The 23,859-nt window shown below is 40.7% G+C and carries 23 protein-coding genes; 20 read left to right on the top strand and 3 right to left on the bottom strand.

The window, feature by feature from the left end:
- Positions 1–123: 123 nt before the first annotated feature.
- Together rsmD and coaD are read left to right on the top strand one after the other, a co-directional pair.
- Positions 124–684 (top strand): 16S rRNA (guanine(966)-N(2))-methyltransferase RsmD, encoded by a 561-nt coding sequence (rsmD, locus tag HNQ41_RS01645; protein WP_184662666.1) that lies wholly within the window; start codon positions 124–126, stop codon positions 682–684.
- Positions 684–1,172 carry a pantetheine-phosphate adenylyltransferase gene (coaD, locus tag HNQ41_RS01640; RefSeq protein WP_184662665.1) on the top strand — a complete coding sequence of 163 codons (489 nt, stop codon included), beginning with the start codon at positions 684–686 and terminating at the stop codon, positions 1,170–1,172. Before rsmD ends, coaD begins: the two co-directional genes overlap by 1 nt.
- A 19-nt stretch (positions 1,173–1,191) precedes the next feature.
- Here the strand turns inward: coaD and ylbJ are convergent, their stop codons facing one another.
- A complete protein-coding gene (gene ylbJ / locus HNQ41_RS01635; RefSeq protein ID WP_425506937.1) occupies positions 1,192–2,421 on the bottom strand; it encodes a sporulation integral membrane protein YlbJ in 1,230 nt (409 codons plus the stop codon).
- Positions 2,422–2,528: 107 nt separating this feature from the next.
- On the opposite strand from ylbJ, the gene HNQ41_RS01630 reads away from it, so the two are divergent.
- Positions 2,529–3,335, top strand: coding sequence for a patatin-like phospholipase family protein (locus HNQ41_RS01630; protein WP_184662664.1), 807 nt, complete (start codon positions 2,529–2,531; stop codon positions 3,333–3,335).
- Entirely contained in the window at positions 3,316–4,374 is a 1,059-nt protein-coding gene (locus tag HNQ41_RS01625; protein ID WP_184662663.1) for a SepM family pheromone-processing serine protease, read from the top strand. Before HNQ41_RS01630 ends, HNQ41_RS01625 begins: the two co-directional genes overlap by 20 nt.
- Positions 4,375–4,400: 26 nt before the next feature.
- Here HNQ41_RS01625 and HNQ41_RS01620 read toward each other — a convergent pair whose 3' ends face one another.
- Positions 4,401–5,645, bottom strand: a complete 1,245-nt coding sequence (locus HNQ41_RS01620; RefSeq protein ID WP_184662662.1) for a nucleotidyltransferase — start codon at positions 5,643–5,645, stop codon at positions 4,401–4,403.
- A 277-nt stretch (positions 5,646–5,922) separates the two neighbouring features.
- Here HNQ41_RS01620 and HNQ41_RS01615 point away from each other — a divergent pair, with 277 nt between their 5' ends.
- The 4 genes from HNQ41_RS01615 to HNQ41_RS16570 all read left to right on the top strand — a co-directional run bounded on the left by HNQ41_RS01615 (position 5,923) and on the right by HNQ41_RS16570 (position 8,243).
- Entirely contained in the window at positions 5,923–6,435 is a 513-nt protein-coding gene (locus tag HNQ41_RS01615; RefSeq protein ID WP_184662661.1) for a YceD family protein, read from the top strand.
- 65 nt (positions 6,436–6,500) lie between these two features.
- Complete coding sequence (rpmF, locus tag HNQ41_RS01610) at positions 6,501–6,674, top strand: 50S ribosomal protein L32 (RefSeq protein ID WP_184662660.1); 174 nt, start codon at positions 6,501–6,503, stop codon at positions 6,672–6,674.
- Between the two features lie 73 nt (positions 6,675–6,747).
- On the top strand, positions 6,748–7,521 hold the full coding sequence (locus HNQ41_RS01605) for an enoyl-CoA hydratase/isomerase family protein (protein ID WP_184662659.1): 774 nt from the start codon (positions 6,748–6,750) through the stop codon (positions 7,519–7,521).
- 149 nt (positions 7,522–7,670) lie between these two features.
- Complete coding sequence (locus HNQ41_RS16570; protein ID WP_343043306.1) at positions 7,671–8,243, top strand: RsfA family transcriptional regulator; 573 nt, start codon at positions 7,671–7,673, stop codon at positions 8,241–8,243.
- Between the two features lie 85 nt (positions 8,244–8,328).
- On the opposite strand, the gene HNQ41_RS01595 is transcribed toward HNQ41_RS16570, so the two are convergent.
- Entirely contained in the window at positions 8,329–8,793 is a 465-nt protein-coding gene (locus tag HNQ41_RS01595; protein WP_425506941.1) for an N-acetyltransferase, read from the bottom strand.
- 185 nt (positions 8,794–8,978) lie between these two features.
- On the opposite strand from HNQ41_RS01595, the gene HNQ41_RS01590 reads away from it, so the two are divergent.
- The 12 genes from HNQ41_RS01590 (at position 8,979) to murD (ending at position 23,771) form a co-directional block, all read left to right on the top strand.
- Complete coding sequence (locus HNQ41_RS01590; protein WP_184662657.1) at positions 8,979–9,881, top strand: 2-dehydropantoate 2-reductase; 903 nt, start codon at positions 8,979–8,981, stop codon at positions 9,879–9,881.
- Complete coding sequence (locus tag HNQ41_RS01585) at positions 9,878–10,285, top strand: DUF3397 family protein (protein WP_184662656.1); 408 nt, start codon at positions 9,878–9,880, stop codon at positions 10,283–10,285. The genes HNQ41_RS01590 and HNQ41_RS01585 overlap by 4 nt, the downstream gene beginning before the upstream one ends.
- Positions 10,286–10,459: 174 nt before the next feature.
- Entirely contained in the window at positions 10,460–12,085 is a 1,626-nt protein-coding gene (gene bshC, locus HNQ41_RS01580) for a bacillithiol biosynthesis cysteine-adding enzyme BshC (protein WP_184662655.1), read from the top strand.
- Between the two features lie 132 nt (positions 12,086–12,217).
- Complete coding sequence (gene mraZ, locus HNQ41_RS01575; RefSeq protein WP_184662654.1) at positions 12,218–12,649, top strand: division/cell wall cluster transcriptional repressor MraZ; 432 nt, start codon at positions 12,218–12,220, stop codon at positions 12,647–12,649.
- Positions 12,650–12,884: 235 nt separating this feature from the next.
- Positions 12,885–13,832: a 16S rRNA (cytosine(1402)-N(4))-methyltransferase RsmH gene (gene rsmH, locus HNQ41_RS01570; RefSeq protein WP_184662653.1), complete on the top strand. Its 948-nt coding sequence runs from the start codon at positions 12,885–12,887 to the stop codon at positions 13,830–13,832.
- A complete protein-coding gene (gene ftsL, locus HNQ41_RS01565) occupies positions 13,832–14,194 on the top strand; it encodes a cell division protein FtsL (RefSeq protein ID WP_184662652.1) in 363 nt (120 codons plus the stop codon). Before rsmH ends, ftsL begins: the two co-directional genes overlap by 1 nt.
- A gap of 49 nt (positions 14,195–14,243) precedes the next feature.
- Entirely contained in the window at positions 14,244–16,460 is a 2,217-nt protein-coding gene (locus HNQ41_RS01560) for a penicillin-binding protein (RefSeq protein WP_184662651.1), read from the top strand.
- An 80-nt stretch (positions 16,461–16,540) separates the two neighbouring features.
- The gene (locus HNQ41_RS01555) at positions 16,541–18,469 is read left to right on the top strand and encodes a stage V sporulation protein D (protein WP_184662650.1); all 1,929 of its coding nucleotides are present in this window, start codon (positions 16,541–16,543) and stop codon (positions 18,467–18,469) included.
- Between the two features lie 108 nt (positions 18,470–18,577).
- The gene (locus HNQ41_RS01550) at positions 18,578–20,041 is read left to right on the top strand and encodes a UDP-N-acetylmuramoyl-L-alanyl-D-glutamate--2,6-diaminopimelate ligase (protein WP_184662649.1); all 1,464 of its coding nucleotides are present in this window, start codon (positions 18,578–18,580) and stop codon (positions 20,039–20,041) included.
- Positions 20,041–21,423: a UDP-N-acetylmuramoyl-tripeptide--D-alanyl-D-alanine ligase gene (locus HNQ41_RS01545; protein WP_184662648.1), complete on the top strand. Its 1,383-nt coding sequence runs from the start codon at positions 20,041–20,043 to the stop codon at positions 21,421–21,423. The genes HNQ41_RS01550 and HNQ41_RS01545 overlap by 1 nt, the downstream gene beginning before the upstream one ends.
- Positions 21,424–21,438: 15 nt before the next feature.
- Positions 21,439–22,416 carry a phospho-N-acetylmuramoyl-pentapeptide-transferase gene (gene mraY / locus HNQ41_RS01540; RefSeq protein ID WP_184662647.1) on the top strand — a complete coding sequence of 326 codons (978 nt, stop codon included), beginning with the start codon at positions 21,439–21,441 and terminating at the stop codon, positions 22,414–22,416.
- Complete coding sequence (gene murD, locus HNQ41_RS01535; protein ID WP_184662646.1) at positions 22,413–23,771, top strand: UDP-N-acetylmuramoyl-L-alanine--D-glutamate ligase; 1,359 nt, start codon at positions 22,413–22,415, stop codon at positions 23,769–23,771. The genes mraY and murD overlap by 4 nt, the downstream gene beginning before the upstream one ends.
- The last annotated feature ends 88 nt before the right edge of the window (positions 23,772–23,859 follow it).

Raw genomic sequence — 23,859 nt, 5'->3', positions numbered from 1 at the left:
AAATATTATACGTCAAACTCAAAGAAAATAATATTCAGAAAATTACAACTCGCCTTGCGTTTCGGTTAGATTTGATTTGTGGTAGTATAGGAGAGATCAATACACGAATTGAGGTGTCGTTTTATGCGAGTAATTTCAGGCTCGGAAAAAGGCGTAAAGTTAAAAACATTGCAAGGGCATACGACACGTCCTACAACGGATAAAGTAAAGGAAGCGATGTTCAACCGAATAGGTCCCTATTTTCATGAAGGAAAAGTTCTAGACTTATATGCTGGATCAGGGGGATTAGGTATCGAAGCGTTGAGTCGTGGTTGTGATTTTGCCATTTTTGTTGAAAAGGACTCATCTCAGTATCGACAAATGGTTGAAAATATTCGCGCTTGCCGTTTTGAATCAAAATCTGAAACGTACCGTAATGATGCTACGCGTGCATTGAAAGCAGCAAGTAAGCGGGGGCTACGTTTTGATTATGTTTTTCTAGATCCTCCCTACCATCGCCATCGTCTATCAGAAACGCTAACAAAGTTGTCGAGTGAAGGGCTTGTGAACGATGAAGGACTTGTTATTGTAGAGCACGTGCAAGATGTTCATTTACAAGGTACTTATGAGAAATTAGAACAAATACATAATGATCGTTATGGTGATACCGTTGTGACGATTTTTCAAATGAAGGAGGAAGAATAATGGCTAGTATAGCGGTTTGTCCAGGGAGTTTTGACCCTGTGACTCGAGGACACTTAGATATAATAACACGAGGTACGAAAGTTTTTGATCAAGTGATCGTGGCTGTTTTAAATAACCGTACGAAAGAACCGTTGTTTTCTGTTGAGGAGAGGGTTCATTTACTAGAGGAAACGACAAAAGATCTTCCTAATGTCACTATAGATTCGTTTCACGGGCTATTAATTGACTATGTACGGCAAAAAAACGCCAATGCAATCATTAAAGGTCTCCGTGCAGTGTCAGACTTTGAATATGAATTGCAAATGGCGTCAATTAACCGCAAGCTAGACGAAGAAGTTGAGACATTTTTTATGATGACAAACAATAAATACTCCTATCTAAGCTCGAGTATTGTAAAAGAGATTGCTAAATATCAAGCCCCAGTAGGCGATCTTGTCCCACCTACTGTAGAAGAAGCGTTACGTCAAAAATACTCGTCTTCTAATTAAAAAGTAGAGAGGGGGAGAATTATTTTCTGGTATGAACCTCCCCACGATCTTGATACTTTTTCGCAAACAAAATCACCCAAATAACGAGTGTGAATGTTGTTAATATATGTCCATATTGTAAAAGCCAATGATATACATAAATGAAACCATTCATTGCATTTTCGGTTGCGAAGGTTGCTGCGGTTACATCCCCACGCAATGTGTACAGTGGATGGTAAAGTAGCACAGCTAAAAGGCTTGCAATGAACCCATGTAAGATTCTTGCAAAGAAGTAAGGGCGAAATTGAATGTCACTTTCAGATAATATGCTTGCAACTTGAGCTTGGACACTAAATCCGGAAAAACCGATAATGAAACTAGTGATAATGACTTGATGGAATATAGAAGTATTGTTCGTCTCACTAGCGATTTGGCTTCCAAGTGTAATTTCAAATAAACCAGAAATTAACGCAGGGCTGAGTTCGTTCGAAATTTGCATAGCACTGAGCACGATCGCAAATAAACTTGCAAATAGTGCTTGTATTTGAATGAGTTGAAGCATTTCATTCAAAACGGAAAATAAAATGATAAAACCGCCGATCATAAGGAGTGTCTTGACAGAGCTATTTATGCCATCACCAAGTACTTTTCCGATCGGCCTGCCGTCTTTGAGGCGATCTTCATGCATTTGTTGAAACGCTCGCCTTAAAGATCCGGTGTGTTTTTGTTGACCTTCTTTGCCTTGTTCTATATCTGTAGAACCATGAAAGCGCATAATAAGGCCGACGCATAGGTTCCCCCCATAATGGCAAGCAGCCAGAAGAAAACCGAGTTTAGGATCGTGAAAAAAGCCAACAGAAATTGCCCCGAAAATAAATAAGGGATTGGATGCATTCGTGAAAGTTACTAAACGTTCAGCCTCTGTTTTCGAAAGCTTTCCCTCTTGTCGAAGTCGGACGGTTAATTTGGCACCAGCGGGGAACCCCGATGCCATACCCATTGCCCATACAAAGCCGCCAGTGCCAGGGACCCGGAAAAGTGGGCGCATAATGGGTTCAAGAAGTGCTCCGAGAAATGTCACGACGCCAAAGCTAATCAATAGTTCGGAAACGATAAAAAACGGTAAAAGGGAAGGGAACACAACTTCCCACCACATCGTTAAACCACGAACAGATGCGTTATACGCTTCTTTCGGAAAAGATATTAGCGCTATTGCTAATGATGTTGCTGTCATTGAAAGGGTCAATGTTTTAAGGTGCATGAAGTTCAAGCAATGTGATCCTCCTTTTTAACGAATAAACCTGTCCCATTACCAATATACGTAAGAATCACGAGCTTAGAATCATTTTTTCTAAAGAGGGGAAGTGTTCCATTTTCATGTCAGGCTATCCAAAAATAGGATTGGCACTAGGTTCAGGTGGTTCAAGAGGTTTTGCACATATCGGAGTATTGAAGGTGTTGGAAGAAGAAGGGATACCGGTTGATTTTATTGCGGGCAGTAGTATGGGGGCCCTTGTAGGTTCGCTATATGGTGCAGGTTATTCCCCCAGTATTTTAGAGAAAATGGCGTTCCAGTTTCGCCGGAAATATTTTATGGACTTTACCGTACCTAAAATGGGGCTCATTAAAGGAGAAAAAGCACGAACGTTTACAAAAATGCTCGTTCGTGGTAAAAACATTGAAGACTTACCTAGAAAAATGGCTATCGTGGCTACAAACCTTCGCAACGGAAAACGTACAGTTTTTCGAGAAGGAGATATAGCTGAAGCGGTCAGGGCAAGTATTGCGATTCCTGGGATATTTGTCCCCCACCAAATCGATGGCGAACTTTATGTAGACGGGGGGGTCATTGATCGCGTGCCTGTATCAGTCGTTCGTGATATGGGTGCAGCTTATACGATCGGCGTAGATGTTTCGTATTTTGATACAGATCCGGAAATTTTGTCGATCTATGATGTGATCATGCAAAGTATGGATATTATGGAGCGTGAACTTGTCAGTGACCGCCATATTGCAGCTGATTGTATGATTCAACCACTCGTCTCCCATTTTAAGTCGACATCATTTCAACATGTTCATGAAATTATTCGACAAGGAGAGCAAGCGATGCGTGATCAGCTTCCTCTTGTGAAAAATCAGCTTGAGACATGGAAGGAGAAGCAAGATGGAAACGAGCAAGCATAGCAGAACGAAGGTTAAAAGGAACTTCTTAGTACGTTGGATTGTCGTGTTGGCGATTGTATTTTTTGTGAATTTTTATCAACTTCCATATTATTTTACACTTCCGGGCGAACCGAAAAAGTTAGATGAAGTGATTGAAGTCGCAGGAGGTCACCCTTATGAAGGGTCTTTTATGTTGACGACAGTTCGGATGGGGCAAGCAAATATCGTGAATTACGTCTGGGCACTTTTAAGTGATCAACGAGAGCTTGTTCATGAAACGGAAGTTCGTCCAGAAGGCGAATCGGATGAGGAATATCATCACCGTCAAATGATGGTCATGTCTAGTTCGCAAGAGACAGCTGTTCTCGTTGCTTACGACTATATGGGAAAAGAAGTTTACTTTGAGAATAATGGTATATTGGTGACGTCTATAATTAAAGGGATGTCTGCTGAAAACGCATTAGAGCTCGGAGATTTAATTGTTGCAGTCGAGGGAGAAGAAACATTAGACGTTGAAACATTTCTCGATCGACTTTCACAATTTGAAGCCGGTGATGATTTAGAGCTAACAATTATTAGAGATGATGAAGAAGAGAAAACAGTTGAGGTCTCTGTTTCTCCATTTCCAGAAGAGATCGACCCTGAAGGGGAGAATGCAGGAATTGGCATAGCAAATCCTATGACGGATAGAGATTTAATTCAAGACCCTGATGTTTCGATTGATACAGACAAGATCGGAGGGCCTTCTGCTGGTCTTATGTTTACTTTAGAGATCATGAACCAGCTAAGTGATGAAGATATAACAAAAGGGTATGATATTGCAGGAACAGGTTCTATTAATGAAGAAGGAACTGTCGGACGCATAGGTGGCGTTCATCAAAAAGTGCTAGCGTCTGAACAGTCAGGAGCCGATGCTTTCTTTGCGCCAGCTGAATTTGGCGCTCAATATTCAAATTATGAAGTTGCCAAGAAGACGGCTGAGGAGATTGATAGTGACATGGATATCGTCCCAGTAAATACCTTTGAAGATGCGCTAGAGTATTTAGATGCTCTTCCATAAATGAAGATGATACTTAAGACAGGTACTTATTGAAAAGTACCTGTCTTTTCATCGTATCGTAGAGGGTATCTTTTATGTTCGTCATTCGGAGCGTGTTGTGAATTTACGATAAAGGCTGGCCAACGATATACGTGTTGTGCTGTTAAGTCTAAGTCGAGTAATGGGTGAGAAAAAGAAGGTGTATTGGTCACAAGTGGGATATTCACTTGCTTTTTAATGGTTGATATGTATTGTTGTCCTTGTTTGGACATTCCTAATAAACGGATGTAGGGCGGATTAGATGGATCAGCTTTTTTCATGACCTTTTTGCCTGCGTTTGTAATAATATGGGCAAACAACCTTTGTAAACGCGTTTTTGTGTATCTTTTCGTGTTTACATCGTCAATAAAACCGGTGAATGAGGAGCTTGATTGATCGCTTTGAACGAGTCGATGTTCGAGTCCTTCTTCACACTCGTATATATCTTTTAACTGGTCGGTAGCGGTTGTCATGAGTTTATATTTTAAAAGTGGATAGTAATCATCCCAATGGTGCCATAAACCGTAAAGTTCTCGGTATTGGTTAATGTAGTGAAGTGATCCGGCTGGCATCACTTGATTGAGCTTCTCAAAAAGATTATCCTCTTCATTATGAAAAAGTGTGTTTCGAATGCTTGTTGCACTTGCAAAGTGATGGTCGGCAATTGTTTGATCGTGATAGTCAGCTCCACGTCGTTGGATTGTCATAGCGAGCATTTCGGATTGCAAATGATGAATCGCCTCAACATAATGGTAGCCTAAAATATTATTAGGTTTTGTTAAATCAATCGGCGTTGATGATTGTGAGATTGCTTGCCATGCTGCAGCAATCGCTTGTGGGTAACTTTTGCCTAGGGCTACGGTTTCCTTTACAACGGTGTTGAAGGTGTCTTCATGAATGCGGCGGCGTTCGACCATCTCTTCGAATGCGGAAATATCACCAGATTCACTCCCGAAACAAATTGTATTGACTTTTAACTCATTTAAGAGCGCAACTGCTCCTGTGGCGAAAGTTTCAGCTTTTTGCGTTGCAAAAGCATAAGGTAATTCAACAACAATGTCAACACCTTGTGTTAAAGCAATTTTTGTTCGTGTCCATTTGTCAACGAGTGCAGGCTCCCCTCGTTGTAAAAATGGCCCACTCATGACAGCAACAATAACGTTTGATTTCGATTGACGTTTTGTTTCATTTAAATGATGAAGATGCCCATAGTGGAATGGGTTATATTCTACGATGATACCAGCAGCTTTCATTTCGCTCGCCTCTCCTAACTAAATGTGACATGTTTCATTTTTATTATAGATAGTGAAAGAAAGATCTGCAAATTGTATAGAAAATACGATTTGTGCCGAAGCTACGATTGATATATGAATAATAGGTTGAAATTAATTTTGGCATTTGGGATCATTTTTGTTATGCTATAAAAAGTTTAAATTTATCGTCCTTTGAAAGGGCGCTTATTTAGGAATCATATTGACAAAAGCCTTGTGCAAAGCTATAATACATTTGTTGTCTTGAGGTGAAAAATGAATGAAATGGTCGATACAGCAGTTACAAACGCTGAAAAAAAAGGGTTTATCCTTAGATGAGACCGTTGATGTTTCTGGTTTAATGGATATGGACCAACAAATTAGGGATATATCCACTGTTCACGTAAAGGGTCACGCTGTTTTTTCGGAACGTTCGGTCACGTTTATGCTGACGATTATTGGAGAAATGACGCTGCCTTGCTCTAGAACATTGAATGATGTGTTGTTTCCGTTCGAGATCGAAGCTAGTGAGACATTTAAGTTAGATGATTGGGCCACCTTCGATGATGAGGAAGATGATGTTCATGAATTGGACAACAATACCGTTGACTTACTTCCGTACATTAAGGAACGGATTTTACTAGAGATTCCGATACAAATCTTTAGCGGTGACAATGAAGGGCAGGCACCACAATCCGGTAATGGTTGGGAACTGATTACCGAAGAAGAACAAGAACAAAAAGTGGATCCTCGACTAAAAGAATTAGAAAAATTTTTTGATGAAGAGAAGTAAGGCTTCGATCAGTCATTGAAATAGGCATGACGTTGTCTGGAACTTTCGTTAAGGAGGTGGGACAAATGGCAGTACCAAAGCGTAAAACATCCACAACTCGTAAAAATATGCGTCGTACTCACAAAAAGCTAACTGTACCTGGTATGGTTGAATGCCCAGAATGCGGTGAAATGAAGTTATCGCATCGCGTATGTAAAGAGTGTGGTAGTTATAAAGGAAAAGAAGTCGTGAGCAAATAACGACTTATGTGCAGCAGGAAGGAGCGCCCCCCTTCCTGTTTTTTTTATTGCTTTTTGAAGGAGTTTGATGAGAATGAAGGTCCTACTTAAAGAAGAAGTTCAACCTGGAGTCTTAGTCTGGTCACTTAATCGACCGAGGCGTAAGAACGCTGTTAATTGGTCTTTGATCACAGCTTTTCAAGAAGCGTTAAAAGAGATCGAACACAGCGACTCAACGAAAATGTTAATCATTCGTGGAGAAGGTGGTGCTTTTTGTGCAGGTGGTGATTTGCAAGCTTTCCACGCTCTAACAACAAAAGAAGAAGCAGAAACAATGCTCATACCAATGGCTGATGTTATTTATCGAATTGCGACATTGCCATTTCCTACGGTCGCGTATTTAGATGGTCCGGCGGTTGGAGGTGGGGCTGAACTTGCAACAGCATGTGATTGGCGTGTTGCAAAACCAAAGACGAAGTTAGGGTTTATCCAAGCAAAACTCCATTTAACAACGGGGTGGGGTGGCGGTGCTTTATTAAGAAGAAGGGTTCAAAGTTCCATAGCAATGCAAATGTTGATGAGCGGTGTGATCTATGACAGTGAACAAGCTAATAGAATTGGCTTTGTTGATTATATTACTGGGAAGTGGGATGGTCTTCTTGAATGGTTAGAGCCGGTTTTGAATCAATCATATGAACCACTTATCCGTTATAAACAGCAAATCCTAACTAGTAATCAATTTAAAGGGTTAAGAGAAGAAATGAAAAGAGAAGCTAAACAATGTGCTTTACTTTGGGAGCGAGAAGCACATTTACTAGCTGTTGAGGAATTTATTGAAACAAAACGCCACCAACGGAGATATGATTGAATGTCAATGTACATATATGACTTGTTTTTTTGGTGAGTATGGAGATCCAAAACGTGCTTTAAGGGCCGCATTGAAAATTTTATCGTCTACCATTTCTAGTAGTTGCATACACTGGCAATATAGTTACTAGGAGGAAGGGGGGACGATGTGTGGTCAGACAAGATGCGTGGAGTAAAGATGAGGATCTCCTCCTCGCAGAAGTTGTCTTGCGTCACATACGTGAAGGAGGAACACAATTAGCTGCTTTTGAAGAAGTGGCACGCAAGTTATCGCGAACTTCTGCGGCGTGTGGGTTTCGGTGGAATTCAACGATTCGTAAACAATATAAATCAGCGATCGCTCGAGCAAAGGAAGATAGAAAAAAATGGTATGCCAGTTCAGAAGATGACACGCCACCTAACCTTTCTAACAGTGAAAGTGGTCCTGATGTGTCAACTGACGATTCAGAGATCGAAGAGGCATTAGTAACGGTGATTGAGTTTCTAGAAAAACAACGGCAAAAATTAAATGAAGAAGGTGCTACAACTTCTGAAGAAGATTTACGTGTTTTGAGAGATACGGTAGAAAATCTCCAAAATGAAAAAAATAATTTAGAAAGCGAACTTGAACGATTACGTCACCGTTATCAGGATTTAGAGCAGCGTTATCACTTGTTAATTCAAGCGATGAAAAAGGCAACCTCTGATATGGATGATTATGAAAAACAAAGTCAGGGAGGGTAATTAACTTCTTCTTGACAACTACAGGAAGCAAAAAAACTCGGAAGCACGCTGTGCACCGAGTTTTTTTGCTTGTTGACACGGTTCATTATTTTTGTTCACTAACACCTTTTGGAAACCAAACATATGGATTTTCCCCTCGATCTCGGTCTTTATCGTAGGTAAGTGGAGAAAAGCCCATCTTTTCCCAAAAATGATCTGAGCGTTGCCTGGCATTTGTTTTTACAGGTAGATTTAAAGATTTTGCGTAGTCAACAAGTGCGCGCCCGAAACCTTTGCCTTGATAAGGACCTAATACTTCCAATTTCCAAAGTTCTAAGTAATCTTGTGGTGGGGAGAAATATTGGTCGTATTTTCGATCGATTTTATATAAGCTCATTCTTGCAACGAGTTTATTACCGAAATATATACCATAAAAAGGTGACTCACTGTTATCTTCAATAATATCGCTTTGTAGGTCTTCTTTCATTGATAGTTCTTGTGAGCCGTATTCCTTAAAGTTTTCGAATTCTTCAAGTGTTTTAAAATTTACGCTTAAACGCTGAACATCCATGTAATTCAAGTCAATTCCTCCTCTAGCTAAAGATTGTATACGCTTACATTTATTTTACAATAAAAATGACTGAATAATCTATAAATGAATTTAATAATTTTCTCGACGTAATTTTTACGAATAGCTTGGATTCGTTCTTTTGTATGATAAAATATTTCAAAAGTGGCATTAGTGGGGGGATGGGGATGAAAGTTGCGGTCATTGGTAGTGGTGCGATCGGAATGCTCGTCGCCGCAAGTTTACGAAGTCACGATGTGACGATTTATGTTCGGCGAAAAGAGCAGATGATGTCGATACGTGAACGTGGTATCGAAGTTAGGCGAGAACGTAGTAAGGAATATACATATCCTGATTGCCAACGGTTTACTTACGATGGTACATGGCGTAAAGCGGACTTGATTATTTTTGCAATGAAACAATACGATATTCAACCTCTTCTAGAAAAATTGCAGATAGACGATCGTCAGTTACCGGCATGTGTTTTTTTGCAAAATGGGATGGCTCATATTCCTCTCTTAAAAGGTTGGCGATCCCCGGTGGTTATTGGTGTCGTTACGCATGGGGCGATGAAGTCGAATGATCGGGTGGCTGTCCATACTGGAGAAGGAAATCTATTTCTTGGAGAACTCAATAAAAGTGGAGAACCAACTGCTCATTTACTTGCATCTGAAATGATACAAGGTGGTCTTAAGGCAAGTTATGAACATAAAATAGAACAATCATTACAACAAAAACTTGTTATCAATGCTTGTATTAATCCGTTAACGGCATTGTACGATATTTATAATGGTGAGTTGCTAGAGTGTGAGGAATATTACTCGAATCTTCAAGCGTTATTTTATGAAGTGATTCAAGTTATTCAAATTGAATCGGTAGAGGAGCACTGGGAAACTGTACGGCGCGTGATTCAACAAACGGCGAACAACCGATCATCAATGAGTGTTGATCTTCGTTCAAATCATAAGACGGAAGTAGATGCCATTTTGGGTTACATACTTGAAGAAGGCCGATCGATGTCAGTTTCCCTTCCTCTTGTCACATTTTTGTATCATTCAATTACAGGGATGGAAAGGAGGCAGAGTTCGTGAGTACAATATTTGGAGCCTTCATCGCGACACTTGTAACAGTCCCGTTTTTAGGGTTATTTTTATTTTACATCATAACAGTGAAGTGGAATAAAAACCCAAGTCGGTCATTGAAAATTGCCGTTGACGGAAGTACGATATTATTTATTGCGTCAGTTCAAGTGATGATAGCTGAGATTTGGAATGTGTCAATTTTTTGGTTAACGATCTTATTTTTCCTGCTTTTAACTGCGCTTATTACGTTTTTATATTGGAAAAAGTACGAGGATGTATATCTATTAAAAGTTGTACGACAAGTTTGGCGCTTACATTTTTTAATATTTGTGGCTTTTTATCTTATTTTTATGTTGTATGGAATGGTCACAACGGTAGAGGCGGTGGTGGCTAATCAAAATTATTGGTCGTAAAAAGAAACTTTGCTATAATGAACAAGGATTTATAAGTGATATGTTTACATATGTGAATCACTTCCACCACTTACCACCTTACGGGTTGCTTGAAGAGGGAGACTTCTTTCGGAAGTACGTTAAATTTTTATCTTTAAATATGTTTGGCTATGTACGGAAAGGTTGTTATATACCATGAAGGTTGAAAAAAGCCACAAGTTTGAGGTTTCTTCATTTGTAAAAGCGTATCGAGAAGGGGAATATCCTCTTTCAACATTTTATGATTATCCATTATCGGATCAATCTTTTAATGAGCGTATTTCTGCTTTGAATGAATCCTCTTTTGAACGTGGTAAGCTTAAAGATGTGCTCATAAATTTTAATGAAAAGTACGGTGCATCAAGTGAGACGTTTGAGCAAATTGAAAAGTTCAATGACCCTAGGGCTGTTGCTGTTGTCGGAGGGCAACAAGCAGGTCTGTTGACAGGTCCATTGTATACACTACATAAAATGATCTCAGTCGTCATTTTTGCGAAAGAACAAGAAGAGAAGTTACAAGTACCGATTGTCCCGATTTTTTGGATTGCCGGTGAAGATCATGACATTGATGAAATTAACCACTTTTATGTTCCGACAAATACAGGGGCGCGCAAGCATACCCTACCGGAAAGAAATGATTTACGTTACTCTGCATCCGCTCGGCCACTTGACCGGGACAAAGTTGAAAAAGTATTGCTTGAGGCATTTCAACAAGTACGAGAGACGGCATATACGAAGGAATTATGGAAAAACATTCACGAAGCTTTGGATAACTCGGAAACTTACGTTGACTTTTTCGCCTTTTTATCCCACCAATGGCTAGCAGGTAGTGGACTTGTGTTAATCGATGCAGATGATCGATCATTTCGTTTTTTGCAACGTGATGTATTCCGTTCGTTGATTAAACACAATCAATCGTTAAGGAAGGCTTTTTTAAACCAAGCCGAAAAGTTCGCTTCAGCCGAGTATGGTGAGCCAATTGCACAAAAAAAAGAGAACGCTCACTTATTTATTTGTATTGAAGGGGAGCGTTTTTTACTTTCTCAAAATGAAGATGGTTTATTTTATAATGAAATGTTAGCGAAAACTTGGACCGAAGAGGAATTACTTCACATTGCAGCTAATGAGCCTTATCGTTTAAGCACAAATGTCGTAACGAGACCCCTCGCTCAAGAATTTGCGTTACCAGTTCTGGCATTTGTTGCTGGTCCTGGTGAATTGCGTTATTGGGGAACGCTAGGTCAGTGCTTTCACTTAAATAAGCGAACGATGCCGCCGCTTATTCCGCGTTTAAATATGACACTTGTAAACAGGCGTGTTGAAAAAGATTTATTAAAAACTTCCTTATCTGTAGAAAGTGTCTTAGAAGGTGAAGCAGAAAAAGAAAAGCAAAACTGGTATGAAAAGCATCGTTCAAAAGATGTTTCTGACCCATTTAAACAAGTGGAGCAGTCGTGGAGCGAGGCGTATGCTGTTATTGAAAAGCTTGTTAGTGACATTGAAGAAACGTCGGTAGATGAAGCGAAACGTTATCGAGATCGTGCGCTTCGGGAGTTAAAAGCGTATCAACAAACGATTGAAACAAGAATGAACCGTGCTATGGCGGCAGACTTAGATCGGTTTGATGAAATGAATACGTGGTTATTCCCAAATGGGTCACTACAAGAGCGGGTCATTAACCCGTTACCTTTTCTCAATGAATACGGTCCAGATTTATTTCTACGACTTATTCATTCCTCAAAATGGACATTCGATGGCACGCACGACCTCGTGTTTTTATAATTTTAGAAAAAAATCCTGCGACAATCGCAGGATTTTTTTGTTCCTTGATCGAAATTTAGAAATTAAGTGGAGGAAAGTGGGGCAATGTGGTATTGTAGTGTTATAAAGTGGGGGATGAAGGGGTGAATTTGGATGTTCCTAGGCGAGTATCGTCATACGATTGATGACAAGGGGCGTATAATCATTCCTGCCAAATTTCGTGACGGTCTAGGGTCATCTTTCATCGTGACACGTGGACTTGACCATTGTTTGTTCGTCTATCCATTAGAAGAATGGAAGCAGCTCGAACAAAAACTGAAAAACCTCCCTTTCACAAAAAAAGATGCTCGTGCATTTACTCGTTTTTTCTTTTCAGGCGCAACAGAATGTGAACTTGATAAGCAAGGACGTGCCAATATTGCTTCTACGTTAAGAAGTTACGCACAGTTAGATAAGGAATGTGTCATCATTGGTGTATCAAATCGGGTTGAGATTTGGAGCGAATCGATTTGGGAAAGTTATTATGCAGAGTCCGAGGAATCTTTTGCAGAGATTGCCGAAGGGATTGTTGACTTTGATTTATAGAATTCTTTCTTTTAACAAAGGATAATCAAGAAGTTTCGTTTCAAAATGGGCACAATGGTTGACCCAATTCGTATAAAATCACCACATACAAATTTTTTAATATGAACATTTAAATAAAGTCACATAGGCACGGAGTAACGACAGGTGGTGTGTAACTACTTACATATTTCGATTTGCGTGTAGTTTGTAAGTGCCTAATGGCTTGGGTTCATCAGAATAGGAGGAGACTGTAACGATGTTTGATCACGTTACTGTTATGAAAAACGAGTTAGTGGATGGAATTAGTGTCGATCCAAATGGAATTTATATTGACTGTACGCTTGGAGGCGGTGGTCATAGTGAAGAAATTGTCAAACGACTGAGTCCAGAAGGGCGTTTAATTGCCTTTGACCAAGATATAAAGGCGATGGAAGCGGCAAAGCAACGACTTGCACCTTGGAGTGACCGTATTACTTACATTCAAAGAAACTTCGGTGATTTAAAGGAAGTGATCGGTGACTTAGAGATTTCTGGTGTTGACGGGATTATTTTTGACCTAGGTGTTTCGTCGCCTCAGCTAGATGAAGCAAAAAGAGGATTTAGTTATCAACACGATGCACCATTAGATATGCGTATGGACCAAAGTCAGGACTTTACAGCCAAAGATCTTGTCAACGAATGGTCATTTGAAGAAGTGGCACAGACGATTCGTAAATACGGTGAGGAGAAGTTTGCAAAACAAATTGCGCGTAAAATTGAAAAACACCGCGAACAAAAACCAATTGAAACAACGCACGAACTAGTAGATATCATAAAAGAAGCCATCCCAGCTGCAGCAAGGAGAAAAGGTGGACATCCTGCTAAACGAACGTTTCAAGCGATACGCATTGCTGTAAATGATGAATTAAATGTTTTTAAAGAAGCGTTAGAGACAGGGATCGATGCACTTAATGTGGGTGGGCGAATAGGGGTAATTACATTCCATTCACTTGAGGATCGGATTTGTAAGCAAGTGTTTAAATCTCAAAGTGAACCACCACCTTTACCGAAGGATTTACCTGTTATTCCTGATGGTTACGAGCCAACATTAAAACTCATCACCAGGAAACCGATCACAGCAAGTGAACAGGAGTTAGCTGAAAACCATCGTGCACATTCAGCCAAATGTCGAATTGCAGAAAAACAAAAACGGGAGGAATGTTGATGAGTTCTTTAGCAAAAAAATTACAACAACAAGGAAACCCGCAAATTGAAGAGCAGACGAAAACGTATCGCGAACGCGTTTTTAAAGGTGGTTTTACGAAAGGGGAAAAAGTTTTGTATCCCCTTATGGTCATCATTGTTATTGCCGCTTTGTACGCGATGTTATCTAATTATGCAACGATTTATATGATGAATACGAATATTCATCAAATCGAACAGACCGTCGAACAACAACAGAGTGTAAATGAAGGGTTGCAGTTGCAAGTCAAAGACCTTTCAGATCCAGATCGAATCCTACATATTGCTCAAAATGAGTTGAACATGGAATTAAATGATTATAACGTTCAGGTGGTGCAAAACTAGTTCATTGTGAACTAGTTTTTTGCACGAACGCAAAGGAAGGGACGTTAGTATGAAGACAAGAAGGCGGATGAAAGTTAGGGCAGTAGGTCTTTTTATCCTTTTTTTTCTCTTTTTTTTAGGTATATTTGGCCGTTTTATTTATATCCAAGCAGCGAAAGAAGTGAGCGGAAATGAACTTGAGCAATTGATAGAACGCCATTGGTCGCAATCAAGTATTCTTGAAGGGGAACGCGGTATGATTTTAGATCGCGATGGAGAAGTGTTAGCCGAAGAGATCCCTTCGTACACAGTCGTTGCGATATTGGATGATCGTTTCACCAGTTACGTTGAAGATGCTGAAGAAACAGCGAATGCACTTTCTACGGTTTTGGAAATAGAAAGTGAAGTAATAAATCGATATTTAACAAATGGGATTGATAAGGACCTTTTTCAAGTTGAACTAGGTCCACAAGCAAAACATTTAAGTTATGAAACAATGCAAGAAATTGAAGATTTAGATTTAGATGGCATTCGTTTTGTTGAAGAGCCACGAAGATATTATTCTATGCAAACATTCGCTTCGCACGTTCTAGGTTATACTGAACGCGATATGGGAGAAGCGAGAATGGGCCTAGAATCTATGTATAATGATTATTTGGAAGAAGAAGACGGGAAAATGACCTTTCAACAAGATGACCTTAGCCGACCGCTGCCCAATACAAAAGAATTAGTAGAAGAACCGAAAGATGGTCACCATTTGCAGTTAACGATAGATAGTAATATTCAAATGGTATTAGAGCAAGCGATGTCTAATGTAGATGAAAGGTATACCCCAGAGAGGATAATGGCAGTTGTTGCAGATGCTCAAACAGGGGAAGTTCTCGGCATGTCCAATCGCCCAAGTTTTAACCCAAATGAATATCAACATATTGAAAATTACACGAATTATACGATTTCATCGCGGTTCGAACCTGGCTCAACGATGAAAATGTACACATTAGCAGCTGCTATTGAGGAAGGGATTTTCGATGCAGACGAAACCTTTCAATCTGGGAGTGCACAGTTCGGTGCGACAAGAATATCTGACCATAACCAAGGTCGAGGTTGGGGAGAAATCACTTACAGAGAAGGTGTACAACGGTCTTCGAACGTTGCGTTTGCAAAATTAGTAGACGATCACTTGGGTGCTGATAAACTGTATGATTACTTAGAGTTTTTCGGTTTTCGTGATAAGACGGGAATCCAGTTGCCAAATGAAGTAGGAGGATTAATCGCGGAACAGTACCCGATTGACGCGATTACGACGTCGTTTGGTCAAGGTACAGCTGTGACACCTATCCAACAAATACAAGCGGCGACAGCATTTGCAAATGATGGTGAAATGATCCAACCATATATTATTGATACGATTATAGATCCAAATGAAGAAAAAACGGTATACCAAGGGGAGCGGGAAGGTGTTGCTGAACCAATTTCTGCAGAAACGGCACATGAAGTGCGTGAACTACTAGGTACTGTTGTCAGTTCTTCAAATGGTACGGGGCAACCTTATGCAATTGAGGGATTAGACATTGCAGGAAAAACGGGGACGGCACAAATTCCTCATCCTGATCAGCCAGGTTATAAAACAGGGGCGGGTAACCACATTTATTCATTTATGGGGATGGCTCCTCAAGATGATCCTCAAGTGTTAGTGTATGTTGCAGTGGACAGGCCTGATCTTGAACCATATGAAGTTGGTTCGCAACCTGTATCCGAAGTGTTTCGCCCAGTAATGAAACAAACCCTCCAGTATTTAAATATTACAGGTGAGCCATCGGTTGAAGAACAGATTGAGGATGTTGGTTTCGAAGTTGATGATTACCGAGGGGATTCGCTTAACGGTATTCTTGATGAATTAGAAGAAAGTGGTGTGAATGTCATACCGATTGGGGGAGGCGATGAAATCATTGAACACCTCCCGGGTGAAAATGACATTTTACTTCCAGGAGAAACGATGTTTATTCAAACTGATCGCGGACCCTATAAAGTCCCTGACATGAATGGCTGGTCAAAAAGACAAGTTCATATGTTCGCGTCTTTGACAGGGGTAGAGGTTACCGTTAATGGGAATGGATTTGTGTTTGAACAAAACCTACACTCAGGAACAGAGATCAACCAAGGTGGGAAGTTATCTGTGAACTTAAGCCCACGAACCCAATTGATAGACGAACCAGAAAACGCTGAAGATGAATTAGATGAAAATGAACAAGCAGATTTTGAAGAAGGTGAGTTTTTCATGAACTAAGCTAGATTGCTAGGTTCTAATATCGAAGCTCGTTTCATAAAGTAAACCAAGCCTAAATGTTGAAAAGGGTGTGGGTTTTCATGAAACGAGTTTCTTTAGTGACGGTTCGACGTCGTTTAATTATCACGTTGCTCGTCGGTTTGTTAGTATTTTTTGTTATCATATTGCGCCTTGGTTATGTTCAGATTTTTGCTGGGGGCGAAATTGGGGAGTTAGCAGCAGAATCATGGAGTCGTGATATCCCATTTGAAGCAAAGAGGGGCGAGATCCTTGACCGTAACGATGTTGCACTTGCAACGAATGTTAGTGCACCATCTGTGCTCGTTGTACCAAGACAGATCGATGACCCTGTAGAAACGGCAGATAAACTTGCTGAAGCATTAAATATGGAACGAGAGCGGGCTTATGAGTTTGTAACGAAGCAAGAGTCAATCGTACGCATTAACCCTGAAGGTAGAAAAATTGATAACGAGACCGCAGATAGCGTGCGGTCATTGACTTTAGACGGTGTTTACATTGCTGAAGATAATAAGCGCCATTATCCATTTGGGCAATATTTATCGCATGTATTAGGTTTTGCAGGGATTGATAACCAAGGGTTAACAGGCATTGAGCAGTATTATGATGAGCAGTTGTCGGGGAAGTCGGGGTCTGTGTCTTTTTACTCTGATGCAAAAGGGAGAAGGATGCCGAACCTAGCAGACGAGTATACCCCTCCTATCGATGGCCAAGACTTAAGGTTAACGATCAATAGTGATGTCCAAACGATCATTGAACGAGAATTAGACATTGCAGAAGCAACATATAATCCAGATGGAGCGACTGCTATTGCAATGGATCCAAATTCTGGAGAAGTTTTAGCTATGTCGTCGCGTCCTGACTATGACCCAGAAGATTTCCAAGAAGTATCACCAGAAATATACAATCAAAATAAGCCAGTGTGGAGCCAATATGAACCGGGTTCGACGTTTAAGATTATTACGTTAGCAGCGGCATTAGAAGAAGAAAAAGTCGACTTACAAGATGACTCTTTTAACGATCCAGGACATGTTGAAGTAGCAGGGCAAAATTTGCGTTGTTGGAAAAAAGGAGGTCACGGCCATCAAAGCTTTTTAGAAGTCGTACAAAACTCATGCAACCCTGGTTTTGTTGAGCTCGGTGACCGCTTAGGAAAAGAGAAATTGTTTCAATATATCGGTGACTTCGGTTTTGGGGAACAAACAGGGATCGACTTGCAAGGTGAGGGAACAGGGATTTTGTTTGACCTTGATAATGTTGGTCCGTTAGAACAAGCAACGACAGCATTTGGTCAAGGTGTATCCGTTACACCGATCCAACAAGTGGTAGCTGTATCTGCTGCCATAAATGGCGGGCGTTTGTATCAACCTTATCTAGGAAAAGAATGGATTGACTCAGAGACGGGAGAAGTTGTACACCGACAAAACCCTACGGTGCAGCGTGAATTGATCTCAGAAGAAACCTCTAAAAAAGTCCGAAATGCTCTAGAGCACGTTGTTGCTAAAGGTACAGGTCGCGGTGCATACGTCGATGGCTATCGTGTTGGCGGGAAAACAGGAACAGCTCAAAAAGCTCAAGGCGGTCGTTACCTTGAAAATAACCATATTGTTTCTTTTATTGGTTTTGCCCCTGCAGATGATCCTGAAATCGTCGTGTATGTAGCCATCGATAACCCGAAAGATACGATGCAATTCGGGGGGACGGTCGTTGCGCCAATCGTCGGTAATATTATTGATGATAGTTTGCGGGCAATGGGGGTAGAGAAGCGGGAGGATCAAATTGAAAAAGAACTAAATTGGGATGAAGAACCGTTAAAAGAAGTGCCTGATTTAATCGGCCGAACAAAGCGAGAACTGTATGATTCGTATTATGACTTGCAAGTGGATGCTCATGGGGATGGAGAAGTTGTCGTGAACCAAGCACCAGACCCAGGTGCTAAGGTGGAAGTTGGATCAACGGTACGTATTTATCTTGATGATAAAGAAGACTAGTCATAATGACTTACAATACTTAGAAACAGTTGTCTCCTTGACAGTCTTCATGTATCCTATAGGTTAGCCTTTTATTGAAATTCGTACGTATGCATTGGAGGATAAGACATGTTTACTTTGCAGCAACTCATAGATTCAATCCCGTTTTATTCAATGTCGACTGAGGAAGACCCGGTCGTCCATCACCTTGAAATGGATTCTCGTCATGTCACACTAGGAAGTTTGTTCTTTTGTGTGCCGGGTTATACCGTTGACGGGCATGATTTTGCAGAAGAAGCTGAAAAAAATGGGGCTGTCGCAATCATTGCAGAACGTCCAGTGTCAGTAGACATTCCAGTTGTCATCGTTAAGGACGTGAACCGTGCGATGGCGCTCATTGCAAATAAATATTATGATCACCCGACTTCGAAGTTTCAGCTCATCGGTGTGACGGGGACGAACGGAAAGACAACAACAACGCATTTTATTGAGCAAATTCTTCAGTATGAAGGTAAGGGGACAGGTTTGATTGGGACCCTTTACGTAAAAATGAACGGAGAGACCGAAGACGTTGTAAATACAACCCCAGCTGCCCTCCCTCTTCAACAAACGTTTGATCGTATGGTTGATAACAATGTGAATGCAGCTGTTATGGAAGTCTCCTCACATGCACTTTCTCTAGGTCGTGTATGGGGTTGTGATTACGATATTGCAGTTTTTACAAATTTAACACAAGACCATCTCGACTATCATAAAACAATGGATCATTACCGCTTTTCCAAAAGTTTATTATTCTCTCAGCTTGGTAACGCATACCACCGTTCTCCGAAATATGCTGTCATCAATCGTGATGACGAAGCGGCTCCGTTTTTTGAAGAGGCGTCCGCAGCTCCAGTCATTACGTACGGCCTCGAAAATGAGGCCGATCTTCAAGCTGTAAATGTTGAAGCAACGCCAAAAGGAACGACTTTTCAACTTAAAACACCACGAACGACGCTTCCGTTTTCTTTGAATCTACTTGGTCGCTTTAATGTTTATAATGCTCTCGCATCAATTGCGGCATGTTACGCAGCGGGCATCGACCTTGAACGAATCCGTGATGCGATGCATAGTGTGGCAGGTGTACCTGGGCGTTTTGAACGTGTCGATGTCGATGCTGATTACTCTGTAATTGTTGATTACGCGCATACACCTGATAGCTTAGAGAATGTTTTACAAACGGCAACTGAGGTATGCCAAGGATCATTAACGGTCGTCGTCGGCTGTGGTGGTGATAGAGATCGTACGAAACGTCCAGTGATGGCAGAGGTTGCTTGTCGTTATGCAGATCGATCGATTTTTACTTCTGACAACCCACGTTCAGAAAAACCAGAATTGATCCTTGAAGATATGGAAGCAGGCGTGCCGAAAGAAGATTACGAAACGATTGTCGATAGGAAAGAAGCGATTAACAAAGCGGTCGATCAGGCTCAAGCAGGTGATGTGATTGTGATCGCAGGAAAAGGCCATGAGACATACCAAGAAGTCGGGGGTCAAAGGCTGGATTTTGATGACCGTCTTGTAGCGAAACAAGCGATGAAAGGGAGAGCGTAATGAGCGCAAACATTCCTTACAAACTTTTAAAAAGCGAATGTCGGTCGTATACAGGTTCATTTAATTCAGAGGATGTACTTACTGGTGTGAGTATAGATAGTCGAACGGTAAAAAAAGGGGAACTATTCGTACCGATTATTGGTGAGAGATTTGATGGTCATGAATTTGCTGAAACAGCTGTAACATCAGGTGCTAAGGCATTGTTTTGGCAAGAGGGGCGTCCTTTACCTGAAACGGTTGAAAAAATAAATGTTCCAATCTTTTACGTGCAAGATACATTGGTCGCAATGCAACAGCTTTCCAAGCGTTATTTGAATGAAGTAAACCCTTCGGTCGTCGCAGTAACAGGTAGTATTGGAAAAACAACAACGAAAGATATGGTTGCGCATGTGTTAGAAGGGTCATTACATGTACATAAAACAAAAGGTAATTATAACAATCATATCGGTATGCCGTTGACATTGTTACAAATGCCGAAGGATACAGAGGTGCTCGTTGTTGAGTTGGGAATGAACCATGCAGGAGAAATTTCTTTCCTAAGCCAACATGTGTGCCCTGATCTTAGTGTGATTACAAATATTGGAGAATCCCATATGGAGCAATTAGGCTCACGAGAAGGAATTGCTAAGGCGAAGTTAGAAATTTTAGATGGGATGACACATGAAGGTACATTGATTGTAGACGGGGATGAGCCCCTTCTCGATAAGGACTATTTTGTACAAAAGTTGACTTGTAGTGTTCGATCAGCGCAAGCAGATTTATTTTCAAAAAATATTGCTTCGACACATGATGGCGTAAGTTTTCAAGTCTCAAATGATGATGAATGTTATCATTTGGCCATGATTGGTGAGCATCATGTAAAAAATGCATTATATACAATTGCAGTAGCTAACCATTTTCATATAGATCGCCAGACTGTTCGTCAGCGTTTGAAGAACATGGCAAAAACCGCAATGCGTATGGAACGGTTAAAGTGTCCAAACACTTCAGCGCTATTGATCAATGATGCTTATAACGCTAGTCCGACATCGATGAAAGCAGCGATTGAATCGATCATTCAACTTGAAGGTTACAAACGCAAAATTGTAGTGCTTGGGGATATGTATGAATTAGGCGATGAAGAAAAATCGTTACATAAAAGTGTCGCCGAAGTGATAAGAACACCAATTACTGATGTGGTGACTGTTGGTGAAAAAGCATTATGGATTGCTCAGGCATTAACGGAGCAATTTGACGATAAACTAAAAGTAAAACACTTTTCCTCGAAAGAGATAGCGGAGCCATTCATCCGTGAAAACCTAGATGAACAAACTGTTGTTTTATTTAAAGCATCACGTGGATTGAAATTTGAAGAAATCATCGAAGAATTGTGCAGCCGTTAGAAAGGAGTTCCGAAAATGTTGGAACAAGGACTTTTATTGACATTAGGATTATCATTTTTGCTTTCCGTGCTGCTCTCCCCGTTGCTCATTCCATTTTTAAAGAGATTGAAGTTTGGACAAAGCATTCGGGATGAGGGTCCGAAATCGCATCAAAAGAAAACAGGTACGCCGACGATGGGAGGCGTGATTATTCTTTTCTCTATCATCGTCTCCACACTTGTTATGGCAGGTAAATTCCATAGTATCAACACGGAAGTATGGATGCTTCTGCTCGTGACTGTTGGTTTTGGATTACTTGGTTTTCTAGATGACTTCATTAAGGTCGTTTTAAAAAGAAATCTAGGGCTAACATCAAAGCAAAAGTTTCTAGGGCAATTATTGGTTGCTGGTTTGTTTTATTGGGGTCTTACAGAAATTGGTGTTAGCACCGTTTTGACTTTACCTGCAACATCGTTATCTATTGATTTAGGGTGGCTATATTTTCCGTTCGTTGTCATCATGCTTGTCGGTTCTTCAAACGCAGTGAATCTGACAGACGGACTCGATGGGTTAGTGTCAGGAACTGCAGCGATCGCATTCGGTGCATTTGCTATTTTAGCATTTGCTGAATCTCATTATATTATTGCGATGTTTTCAATTGCTGTCGTAGGTGCGGTGCTAGGGTTTCTCGTCTTTAATGCTCACCCTGCAAAAGTATTTATGGGTGATACTGGGTCACTAGCATTAGGAGGAGCGATTGCGGCGATCGCGATTTTATTGAAATTAGAATTGATGCTCATTATTATTGGTGGCGTATTTGTCATTGAGACATTATCGGTCATTATCCAAGTCATTGCATTTAAGTTTACAGGTAAACGTGTATTTAAGATGAGCCCATTACATCACCACTACGAACTATCTGGTTGGAGTGAGTGGCGCGTTGTTGTTACTTTTTGGTTAGTTGGTTTTCTTTTTAGCGTTGCAGCTATTTATTTAGAGGTGTGGTTAATATGAGAGAAATCGATGATGTAAATGGAAAACATGTATTGGTACTCGGCTTAGCGAAGAGTGGATTCGCTGCAATTAACCTATTATTAAAGCTTGGGGCGAAGGTTACTGTCAATGAGCGTCGTGAAATTGAAGGCGATGAATCTCTATGGCTTGAAAACAGAGGCATTAAAGCAGTTGGTGGAAGCCACCCTGTTTCTTTGTTAGATGAGAATGTTGATTTTGTCGTCAAGAACCCTGGTATTCCTTATACAAATCCAATGGTAGAGAAAGCGCAAGAGATGAACATTCCTGTATGGACGGAAGTAGAGCTTGCTTATCGTGTGAATCCAGGTTGCTTGGTAGGGATTACAGGGTCTAACGGCAAAACAACAACCACGACGATGGTTTTTGAAATGTTGGACGAGATGGACAAGCCTGCGCGTCTTGCAGGAAACATTGGTTATGTCGCATCAGAGGTTGTTCAGGAAGCGACGAGTGAAACGACGGTCGTTACAGAATTATCAAGTTTTCAATTGCAAGGAACAGAAACATTTCGTCCTAATATCGCTGTTTTTCTTAATGTTGTTGATGCTCATTTAGACTATCACGGTACAAGAGAAGCCTATCAACATGCGAAAGCGCAGCTGTTTGCAAATCAAACAAAAACAGATGTGCTTATATACAATGCTGATGATCCAACTGTTTGTCAATTAGTAAGTAATGCAGATGCTAATAAGCGTCCGTTTTCAATGTCCACCCCTCTAAAAGAAGGGGCTTATGTCCAGGGAGGAATGATCTACCTCAAAGGTGAACCATTGATGCGTACGCGTGATGTAGCGTTACCAGGGGATTACAACATCGAGAATGCCCTTGCAGCATCTTTAGCGGCTAACGAGTCGGGTGTATCCGCCGAAGTCATTCGTTCTGTTCTTGAGAATTTCCAAGGCGTAAAGCATCGCTTACAATATGTTGATACTGTGAATGAACGTACTTTTTATAATAATTCGAAAGCAACGAATATACTGGCGACACAAAAGGCTTTAAGCGCTTTTCCAGACAAACCAGTCGTTTTGATTGCCGGTGGATTGGACCGTGGAAATGAGTTTGATGAATTGATCGAGCACTTAAACCATTACGTTCATCACCTCGTCTGTTATGGTGAGACGGCAAACAAATTAGCAAATGCCGGGCACCGCTCACAAAACACAAACGTGTCTAAAGTCAATACGTTAGAAGAGGCTGTTGAAGAAGCTTATCGTCAATCTAATCAAGGTGATATGATTTTACTTTCACCTGCTTGTGCAAGTTGGGATCAGTTTTCGACGTTTGAAGAGCGTGGTGATCGTTTCATCCAATGTGTTGAAAATTTAAGTAAATAAGCTGACAACAATTGAAGAAATATAATCATCATTCCGAGTGACAAGCATATATATAGGCATTAGAGACATGTCCAATTTATGAAACAGA

Origin of the sequence: Texcoconibacillus texcoconensis (assembly GCF_014202575.1) — a bacterium.
Classification (GTDB): domain Bacteria; phylum Bacillota; class Bacilli; order Bacillales; family Salisediminibacteriaceae; genus Texcoconibacillus; species Texcoconibacillus texcoconensis.
The sequence above is the reverse complement of the archived record's forward strand: the minus strand, read 5'-3'. Positions and strand labels throughout refer to the sequence as shown.

Bases quoted from the DNA above. Each gene is read 5' to 3' on its own strand.
- rsmD (WP_184662666.1), top strand. From the start codon at position 124: ATGCGAGTAATTTCAGGCTCGGAAAAAGGCGTAAAGTTAAAAACATTG.
- coaD (WP_184662665.1), top strand. From the start codon at position 684: ATGGCTAGTATAGCGGTTTGTCCAGGGAGTTTTGACCCTGTGACTCGA.
- HNQ41_RS01630 (WP_184662664.1), top strand. From the start codon at position 2,529: ATGTCAGGCTATCCAAAAATAGGATTGGCACTAGGTTCAGGTGGTTCA.
- HNQ41_RS01625 (WP_184662663.1), top strand. From the start codon at position 3,316: ATGGAAACGAGCAAGCATAGCAGAACGAAGGTTAAAAGGAACTTCTTA.
- HNQ41_RS01620 (WP_184662662.1), bottom strand. From the start codon at position 5,645: ATGAAAGCTGCTGGTATCATCGTAGAATATAACCCATTCCACTATGGG.
- HNQ41_RS01615 (WP_184662661.1), top strand. From the start codon at position 5,923: ATGAAATGGTCGATACAGCAGTTACAAACGCTGAAAAAAAAGGGTTTA.
- rpmF (WP_184662660.1), top strand. From the start codon at position 6,501: ATGGCAGTACCAAAGCGTAAAACATCCACAACTCGTAAAAATATGCGT.
- HNQ41_RS01605 (WP_184662659.1), top strand. From the start codon at position 6,748: ATGAAGGTCCTACTTAAAGAAGAAGTTCAACCTGGAGTCTTAGTCTGG.
- HNQ41_RS01595 (WP_425506941.1), bottom strand. From the start codon at position 8,793: ATGGATGTTCAGCGTTTAAGCGTAAATTTTAAAACACTTGAAGAATTC.
- HNQ41_RS01590 (WP_184662657.1), top strand. From the start codon at position 8,979: ATGAAAGTTGCGGTCATTGGTAGTGGTGCGATCGGAATGCTCGTCGCC.
- bshC (WP_184662655.1), top strand. From the start codon at position 10,460: ATGAAGGTTGAAAAAAGCCACAAGTTTGAGGTTTCTTCATTTGTAAAA.
- mraZ (WP_184662654.1), top strand. From the start codon at position 12,218: ATGTTCCTAGGCGAGTATCGTCATACGATTGATGACAAGGGGCGTATA.
- rsmH (WP_184662653.1), top strand. From the start codon at position 12,885: ATGTTTGATCACGTTACTGTTATGAAAAACGAGTTAGTGGATGGAATT.
- ftsL (WP_184662652.1), top strand. From the start codon at position 13,832: ATGAGTTCTTTAGCAAAAAAATTACAACAACAAGGAAACCCGCAAATT.
- HNQ41_RS01560 (WP_184662651.1), top strand. From the start codon at position 14,244: ATGAAGACAAGAAGGCGGATGAAAGTTAGGGCAGTAGGTCTTTTTATC.
- HNQ41_RS01555 (WP_184662650.1), top strand. From the start codon at position 16,541: ATGAAACGAGTTTCTTTAGTGACGGTTCGACGTCGTTTAATTATCACG.
- HNQ41_RS01550 (WP_184662649.1), top strand. From the start codon at position 18,578: ATGTTTACTTTGCAGCAACTCATAGATTCAATCCCGTTTTATTCAATG.
- HNQ41_RS01545 (WP_184662648.1), top strand. From the start codon at position 20,041: ATGAGCGCAAACATTCCTTACAAACTTTTAAAAAGCGAATGTCGGTCG.
- mraY (WP_184662647.1), top strand. From the start codon at position 21,439: ATGTTGGAACAAGGACTTTTATTGACATTAGGATTATCATTTTTGCTT.
- murD (WP_184662646.1), top strand. From the start codon at position 22,413: ATGAGAGAAATCGATGATGTAAATGGAAAACATGTATTGGTACTCGGC.